Annotated in this window: 2 protein-coding genes; both read left to right on the top strand. The window is 69.2% G+C overall.

Annotated features, from left to right (window positions below; all coding sequences use genetic code 11):
* A partial coding sequence (purL, locus tag AB839_RS20605; RefSeq protein ID WP_082783386.1) for a phosphoribosylformylglycinamidine synthase occupies nt 1-1,746 on the top strand: 1,746 nt, incomplete at its 5' end.
* 439 nt (nt 1,747-2,185) lie between these two features.
* Nucleotides 2,186-8,799, top strand: a 6,614-nt coding sequence (locus tag AB839_RS20600) for an ESPR-type extended signal peptide-containing protein (RefSeq protein ID WP_061480750.1), incomplete at its 3' end; no start/stop codon positions are given.

Genomic DNA, 8,799 nt, shown 5'->3' with positions numbered 1-8,799 from the left:
GAAGCGCTGACCAACCTGTGCGCGGCCCCGGTCGATGCGCTGGATGAGATCAAGCTGTCGGCGAACTGGATGGCCGCGGCCGGTCACCCGGGCGAAGACGCGCTGCTGTACGACGCGGTGAAGGCGGTGGGCATGGAACTCTGCCCGCAGCTGGACATCAGCATCCCGGTGGGCAAGGACTCGCTGTCGATGCAGGCGCAGTGGCACGACCAGGGCGAAGCGCACAAGAGCGTGTCGCCGGTGTCGCTGGTGATCTCGGCGTTCGCGCCGGTCGCCGACGTACGCCAGCAGTTGACCCCGCTGCTCGACCGGGAGGTGGACAGCGAGCTGTGGCTGATCGGCCTCGGCGCCGGCAAGCAGCGCCTGGGGGGTTCGATCCTGGCCCAGGTGCATGCCGACCACGGCGACCTGCCGGCCTTCGCCGGCGCCGCCCCGGACCTGGATGATCCGCAGCGCCTGCGAGGTTTCTTCGAACTGATCCGCGATGCACGCCAGTCCGGCCTGCTGCTGGCCTACCACGACCGCAGCGACGGTGGTGCCTTCGCCGCGCTGTGCGAAATGGCGTTTACCTCGCGCCTGGGCCTGGACATCACCCTCGATGCCTGGGGCGATGATCCGTTCCGCAGCCTGTTCAACGAAGAACTGGGTGCGGTGGTTCAGATCGCACGCGAAGACCGCGCCGCGTTTGCCGACCTGGTCGAACGCCATGCACTGACCGAATGCGCGCAGCGCATCGCCAAGCCGACCACCGCACCGGTGGTGCGCGTGTCGCTGGGCGGCGAGAACCTGGCCGAGTGGCGCTGGGAGGCCTTGTTCGACGCCTGGTGGTCGGTCACCCACGCGATGCAGAAGCGCCGCGACAACCCGGCCAACGCCGATGCCGAGCGCGAGGTCGCGCGTGCCTTCAACGCACCGGGCCTGAAGCCGAAGCTCAGCTTCGACCTCAACGAAGACGTGGCCGCACCGTTCATCAGCACCGGAGCGCGTCCGCGCGTGGCGGTGCTGCGCGAGCAGGGCGTCAACGGCCAGATCGAAATGGCCAATGCCTTCGAACGCGCCGGCTTCCGCGCCTTCGACGTGCACATGAGCGACCTGATTGAAGGCCGCGTGGCCCTGCAGGATTTCACCGGCCTGGTGGCCTGTGGTGGCTTCAGCTATGGCGACGTGCTCGGTGCCGGCCGTGGCTGGGCCACCTCGATCCTGGAGCGCAGCGCACTGCGTGATGCCTTCGCCGCGTTCTTCGCGCGCGAAGACAGCTTCGCGCTGGGCGTATGCAACGGCTGCCAGATGATGAGCCAGCTGAAGAACATCATTCCGGGTGCCGAGCACTGGCCGCAGTTCCGCCGCAATGCCAGCGAGCAGTTCGAAGCCCGTACCGCGCTGCTGGAAGTGGTGGAATCGCCGTCGATCCTGCTGCGTGGCATGGCCGGCTCGCGCCTGCCGGTGGCGGTGGCGCATGGTGAGGGCCAGGCCGTGTTCGACAATGCCGTCGACCAGGCTGCTGCACGTGTCTCGCTGCGCTACATCGATGGCAATGGCAAGGTGGCCAGCCAGTACCCGCTGAACCCGAACGGTTCGCCGGACGGCATCACCGGCCTGACCAGCAGCGACGGCCGCGTCACCATCATGATGCCGCACCCGGAACGTACCCCGCGCGCGCTCAACCTGAGCTGGGCACCGGCGGAATGGCAGGGTGATTCGCCGTGGATGCGCATGTTCCGCAACGCGCGGGTGTGGTGCGGCTGATCGCATCGTTCCGCGCAGGCCGCAATGCCACCGCGTATGGAAAAACCCGCCGCTTCGTCGGCGGGTTTTTCTTTGCACGCGTGAAACCCTTGTCGCGCCCGCTAGTTACATCGGTTTTCATGCGCCAGCGGTCCGTCACGTGTACCTAACAAAATACTTTTATAAACACGCGAAATGGTGAACTGCTTCACGGCAATAGCATTTGTCGTGTCAAAGTCTTGACGATCTGCAAAGTTGCCGTTAACACTTGAACCCCGTTTCAGAACCATTCATTCCGCAGTAACCGCTCGGCGTACGCGCTCGGTTTTCTGTCGCTGCGCGCCGTTCGGCAATACCCCGCAGTAAATCACGCGAAAAAACGCCCCCAGGGGACGTTGGGCCAGAAGGCCCGGCGGTGGCGTTGCTTTGCCCAAAACCAGTCCAATCAGGAGCCGTACCGATGAATCGGATTTATCGCAAGGTCTGGAACAAAGCATTGGGTCAGTTGGTGGTGGCCTCGGAACTGGCCTCCTCCGACAGCAGCGGTGGTGTTGTCGACCAGCGCCGCGATACGACATCGGCCACGCCCGCGCTGTTGGCGGTGGCACTGGGCCTGGTATTGGGATTGGGCATGAGCGGTTCCGCCATTGCGCAGTCGGTGCAGATCGGCGGCAGCGCCACCTGCGTGGCATTCAGCGGCAAGCTGCTGGAAAAATGCCTGGTGGAAGGCTCCGCCAGTGCCAAGGGCAGCAACGCGGTGGCGATCGGCAGCAACAGCAGCGCCACTGCCGCCAACAGCGTGGCGTTGGGCGCTGGCTCCAAAGCAGCGCGGGCCAACACCGTGTCCGTTGGCGATGCCGGCAAGGAACGGCAGATCACCAACGTGGCTGCAGGCACCCAGGCCACCGATGCGGTGAACAAGTCACAGCTGGATGCGCAGGCGCGCGCCACGCAGGCCGCGCTGGCGGACGTCGCCGCAGATGGAAGCCGCTATTTCAAGGCCGATGGCGCAGGTGATGACAGCGACGCGGCGAAGATCGACGGGCAGGGCGCGGTTGCAGCGGGCGCCGGTGCGCAGTCGTTGGCCAATGCCACCACCGCCATCGGTACCCAGGCGATTGCCGCCGGCCTGGGCGCCAGCGCGTTCGGCCAGGGCGCATTGGCAATCGGTGACGCCAGCGTGGTGGTCGGGCAGAGTGCTGCCGCGTTCGGTCTTGGTGACACCGCCGTCGGCGCCAGTGCCTATGCCGCAAGCGAGAATGGCGCGGCCACCGCCCTGGGCGCGCTGTCCGAAGCCACTGCCGATGGCGCCACTGCCGTGGGTGGCGGTGCCGTGGCGATGGGCCCGGGCAGTACCGCACTGGGCCGCGGCGCCACCGCCGCCAATGAAGCATCGATCGCGGTGGGTGCGTTCAGCACCGCCGTGGGTGAGTACAGCGCCGCGCTGGGGTCAAACTCGGCGGCAGTTGCCACCGGCAGCGTGGCGCTCGGCGCCGGCTCGCTGGCCGACCGTGTCGACACCGTGTCGGTCGGCGCCGCCGAATATGGTCTGACCCGGCAGATCACCAGCGTCGCGGCGGGTACTGAAGATACCGACGCGGTCAATGTCGGCCAGTTGAAGGACGTGGCTGCCGTGGCCGATGCCACCGCCAAGCACTTCCAGGCCACGGGCAGCCGCAACAGCGATGCGGGCGCGCTGGCCGAAGGTGACGAGGCACTGGCGGCCGGCGAGGCGGCCAACGCCATCGGCAATGGCACCACCGCCGTGGGTGCCGGTGCCACGGCCGTTGCGCAGAACGCCACCGCCGTCGGCAACAACGCGCTGGCGTCGGGCCAGAACAGCGCCGCGTTCGGCAACAACGCACAGGCGAACGGCCCGGGCAGCGTCGCCGTCGGTGGTGCTGCGGTGGATGCCGATGGCAATCCGCTGATCACCAGTGGTGGCGTGCCGGTGGAAACCGGCGCCACCAGCGCAGGCGTCGGTGGCACTGCAGTCGGCGCCAGTGCCGAAGCCAGTGGATTTGCGGCGTCGTCCTACGGCGTTGGCGCGTATGCCGCCGGTGCGCAGTCGTCCGCATTCGGTGCGGTCGCCAATGCCATCGCTGACTACTCCACCGCACTGGGTACGCAGAGCACCGCCACCGGTACCAGCAGCGTCGCCATCGGTGGCCCGGCCGACCTGATTCCGGGCCTGGGCTTCTTCGTGCAGACCCAGGCCAGCGGCGAAGCGGCGACGGCCGTCGGCGCCGGTGCCATCGCCAGCGGTGATCGTGCGCTGGCCAACGGCAGCCTGACCGAAGCGTCCGGTGCGGAATCCACCGCCGTCGGCTACTTCGCCTATGCCCCGGGTGAGAATGCCAGCGCGCTCGGTGCGCAGACCTGGGCCAGCGGCGCGCAGAGTACCGCCGTCGGTTATTACGCTACCGCACGCGGTGCCAACAGCGTTGCACTGGGTGCGAATTCCGAGGCCGTCCGTGCCAACAGCGTAGCGGTCGGCAGCGCCGGCAACGAACGGCAGATCACCAGCGTTGCCGCGGGCAGTGAAGCCACCGATGCGGTCAATCTGGCCCAGTTGAAGGGCGTCGCTGCCGTGGCTGATGCCACCGCCAAGCACTTCCAGGCCACCGGCAGCAGCAACAGCGATGCCGGTGCGCTGGCCGAAGGCGAAGATGCGCTGGCCGCCGGCGAGGCGGCCAATGCGATCGGCAATGGCACCAGTGCACTGGGAGCGGGCGCCGTTGCCATCGCGCAGAGCGCCACTGCCGTCGGCAGCAATGCGCTGGCTTCGGGGCAGGGCAGCGCGGCCTTCGGCGCGGCGGCCACCGCCAGTGGCAGCAACGCCACCGCCCTGGGAACGCAGAGCAGCGCCACCGGCGCCGGCAGCGTCGCCATCGGTGGCCCGGCCGACATCGTGCCGGGCATGGGCCTGTATGTGCAGACGCGGGCCAGCGGTGTGTCCTCCACCGCGGTAGGCGGCGGTGCGGTCGCCAGTGGTGACCGCTCGTTGGCCAACGGCAGCTTCACCGAAGCGGTGGGCGCGGAATCCACCGCGCTGGGTTACTTCGCTTATGCCGCAGGCGACAACGCCAGTGCAATGGGTGCGCAGACCTGGGCCATCGGCAAGGACAGCACGGCCATCGGTTACTACGCCACCGCTGGCGCCGAAAACAGCGTCGCGCTGGGCGCCTATTCGGGCTCCAATCGGGCCAATACGGTGGCCGTGGGCACCAATGGCAATGAACGCCAGATCGTCAGCGTGGCCGCGGGTACGCAGGCGACGGATGCAGTGAACAAGGCGCAGCTGGACGCTGTGGCAAGCACCGCCGACGGCACCGCGCGCTTCTTCCAGGCACAGCCCGAAGCGGGCAGTGATGCCGGTGCGTTCGCCGAGGGCGAAGGCGCGGTCGCGGCCGGTTCGTCGAGCAATGCGATTGGCGCCGGCGCGGTTGCACATGGCGCTGCCGCGTCGGCGATCGGTGATGACAGCGTGGCGGTGGGTCGCAACAGCAGCGCCACCGGCAACGGCGGTGTTGCCATCGGTGGCCTCGGGCAGGCCTACGATGAGTACAACCAGCCGATCATCGGCGCCGACGGCAAGGCGCAGCAGGTGGGCACCACGGCGGCCGCCGATGCCACGGCGGTCGGCAGCGGTGCACAGGCCACCGGGGCTGCCAGCAGCGCGTTCGGCAATGCCGCCAAGGCCAGTGGCGACAACAGCTTCGCGGCAGGCGGCAAGTCGCGTGCCACCGGCAGCTATGCGGTCGCGGTCGGTGACAGCGCCTTCGCCAGCAGCGATGACAGCACCGCTGTCGGTGGTTACAGCTGGGCGACGGCCAGTGGCGCAGCAGCGTTCGGTTCGGGTGCGTGGGCCACCGCCACCAATGCCTCGGCATTCGGCAACGCGGCCTGGGCCAGCGGCAGTGGTGCGACCTCCATCGGCTACAACAGCTGGGCCAATGGTGCCAGTTCCACTGCGGTCGGCCGCGGTGCGTTCGGCTATGGCGACAACAGCGTGGCACTGGGCTTCCAGGCGCTGGGCAACAGCCTCAACAGCATTGCCATCGGCACCAACACGGTGGCCGGTGGTGAAAGTGCGATTGCGTTGGGCGCCGGCAGCAACGCCAGCGCCAGCAATGCTGTCGCGCTCGGTGCCGGTTCGGTTGCCAGCCGTGCACGCACGGTGTCGGTGGGCAGCAGCGGCAACGAGCGGCAGATCACCAACGTCGCTGCCGGTACCCAAGCCACGGACGCGGTGAACAAGGCACAGCTGGATGCGGTCGCGAGTACCGCCACCACCACCAGCCGCTTCTTCCAGGCCAGTGGCAGCGGCGACGACGTAGCCGGTGCGCTGGTGGAAGGTGACAACGCGCTGGCCGCCGGTGATGCGGCCAACGCCATCGGCAACGGCGCCACCGCGCTCGGCAGTGGTGCCAACGCGCTGGCCAACAACGCGCAGGCGATCGGTTTCAACGCGCTGGCCAGCGCCGCCAACGCCAGCGCCGTCGGTGCCAACGCCCAGGCGACCGGTGAGTACGCCACCGCGCAGGGTGCGGAAAGCGAAGCCAGCGGCGAGCAGAGCGCGGCGTTCGGTGCCGCCAGCATCGCCAGTGGTGCCGGCAGTACCGCCAACGGTGTGTTGTCCGAAGCCTCCGGCGAGGAAGCCGTGGCGGTGGGCTACTTCAGCAACGCCAGCGGTAGCGGCTCCACCGCGGTCGGCAGCGAGAGCGTCGCCAGCGGCACCGCGTCGGCAGCGTTCGGCATCGGCGCAGAAGCGACCGGTGGCTACAGCACCGCCATCGGTGGCTATGCGCAGGCCTCGGCGTTCAATGCCACCGCCTTCGGCAACTTCGCCAATGCCTCCGGTTCCAACAGCGTGGCGCTGGGCGGCGACTCCGAGGCGTCGGGTGCCTACAGCACCGCCACCGGCCAGGGCAGCCTGGCCACCGGCACCAACAGCGTCGCCGTCGGCGGTTCGCTGTTCGGCGTGCTGGCCACCGAAGCATCGGGCAATTACTCCACCGCCGTCGGTGGTGGCGCCTGGTCCGGTGGCATCAACAGCACCGCACTGGGCAACGCCGCCGAATCGCGCGCGGCCAACAGCGTGGCGCTGGGCGCCGATTCGATCGCGGACCGCGACAACACCGTGTCGGTGGGCGGTGGTGGCAATACCCGCCAGATCACCAACGTGGCCGCTGGCACGCAGGGCACTGATGCGGTCAACAAGAACCAGCTCGACGCAGTAGCGGCTGCAGCGGAAAAGACCAGCAGGCAGTTCCAGGCCAGTGGCAGCGCCGATGGTGAAACCGGCGCCCTGGTCGAGGGCGACAACGCGCTGGCGGCCGGTGATGCGGCCAACGCCATCGGCAACGGTGCCACCGCACTCGGCAGCGGCGCCAATGCACTGGCGGCCAACGCCACGGCGGTCGGCATCGATGCGCTGGCCACCGGCAACAACGCCGCAGCACTGGGCAGTACCGCACAGGCCACCGGCGAAGACAGCCTTGCGCTCGGTACCGGCGCAAGTGCCAGCGAGCTGGGTGCCAGCGCCGCGGGTGCGCGTGCACAGGCCAGTGGTGCGTACAGCACCGCGACCGGCACCGAATCCAACGCCAGCGGCACGCAGGCACTGGCCAGTGGCTTCCGCAGTGCGGCCTCCGCCGATGGCACCACCGCGGTCGGTGGCTACGCTGAAGCCAGCGGTCGCCTCGGGACCGCGTTGGGCTACGGCTCGGCGGCCAGCGGTGCCAACACCACGGCAGTGGGCTTCGGCGCCGCCGCGGCCGGTAGCGGTGCCGTTGCGGTCGGCCAGTCCAGCGAAGCCAGTGGCGCTGAGAGCGTGGCCATCGGTGGCAGCACCTTCTTCGGCCTGATCCCGTCGCGCGCCAGCGGCACCGGCGCGGCGGCCTTCGGTGCCGGCGCCTGGGCGACCGAAGATTACGCCACCGCGATCGGCTGGAATTCGTGGGCGGATGCGGCAGATGCCACGGCACTGGGCGCCAGTGCCACCGCCAGTGGGTTGAACAGCGTGGCGCTGGGCGCCGGCTCCAAGGCCGAGCGCGACAATACCGTGGCCGTGGGCACCGCGGGCGGTGAGCGCCAGGTGACGCATGTGGCGGCGGGCACCGAGGCGACCGACGCGGTGAACAAGGGCCAGCTGGACGCGGTTGCCAGCGTTGCCGACAGGACTGCCCGGCAGTTCCAGGCCAGCGGCAACGCCGATGGCGAAGCCGGTGCCCTGGTCGACGGCGACAACGCACTGGCCGCCGGCAACGCGGCCAACGCCGTCGGCAACGGCGCCACCGCGCTGGGCAGCGGAGCCAACGCCATGGCCGTCAACGCCACGGCGGTAGGCTTCGATGCCCTGGCGACCGGCAGCAACGCGGCGGCACTGGGCAACAACGCGCAGGCCAGTGGTGTCGATAGCGTGGCGGTGGGCAGCGGTGCCAGCGCCAGCGAACTCGGTGCCAGCGCCAGCGGCGCCGGTGCCCAGGCCAAGGGTGCCTACAGCACCGCCAGTGGTGCGCAGGCCACGGCCAGCGGCACGCAGTCGCAGGCCAGCGGCTTCCGCGCCAACGCCTCGGCTGACGGTGCCTCCGCGCTGGGCAGCTATGCCGAAGCCAGTGGCCGGCTTGGTACGGCGGTCGGCTACGGCAGCAAGGCCACCGGTGCGAATGCCACCGCAGTGGGTGTCAGCGCCAATGCGTCGGCGGCCGGCAGCATCGCACTGGGTGCCGGCTCGGTGGCTGATCGTGCCAATACCGTGTCAGTGGGCAGCAGCACCAGTGATCGTCAGATCACCCGTGTCGCCGCCGGTACCGAGCGCACCGACGCAGTCAATCGCGGCCAGCTCGATGCGGTCGCGGCGACCGCCGATGGCACCGCACGCTACGTCAAGGCCACTGGTGCGGGTACCGCCAGTGCCAGCGGCAGCGATGCCGCTGCGGTCGGTTCGGCCGCCACTGCCAGTGGTGCACGCAGCAATGCGCTGGGTGCCAACGCCATGGCCATCGGCAACGGTGCGCTTGCGCTGGGCAACAGTGCCGGCGCATCCGGTGCGAACTCGGTGGCGCTGGG

The organism is Stenotrophomonas sp. DDT-1 (genome assembly GCF_001580555.1).
GTDB classification, from domain to species: Bacteria; Pseudomonadota; Gammaproteobacteria; order Xanthomonadales; family Xanthomonadaceae; genus Stenotrophomonas; species Stenotrophomonas sepilia.
The sequence above is the reverse complement of the archived record's forward strand: the minus strand, read 5'-3'. Positions and strand labels throughout refer to the sequence as shown.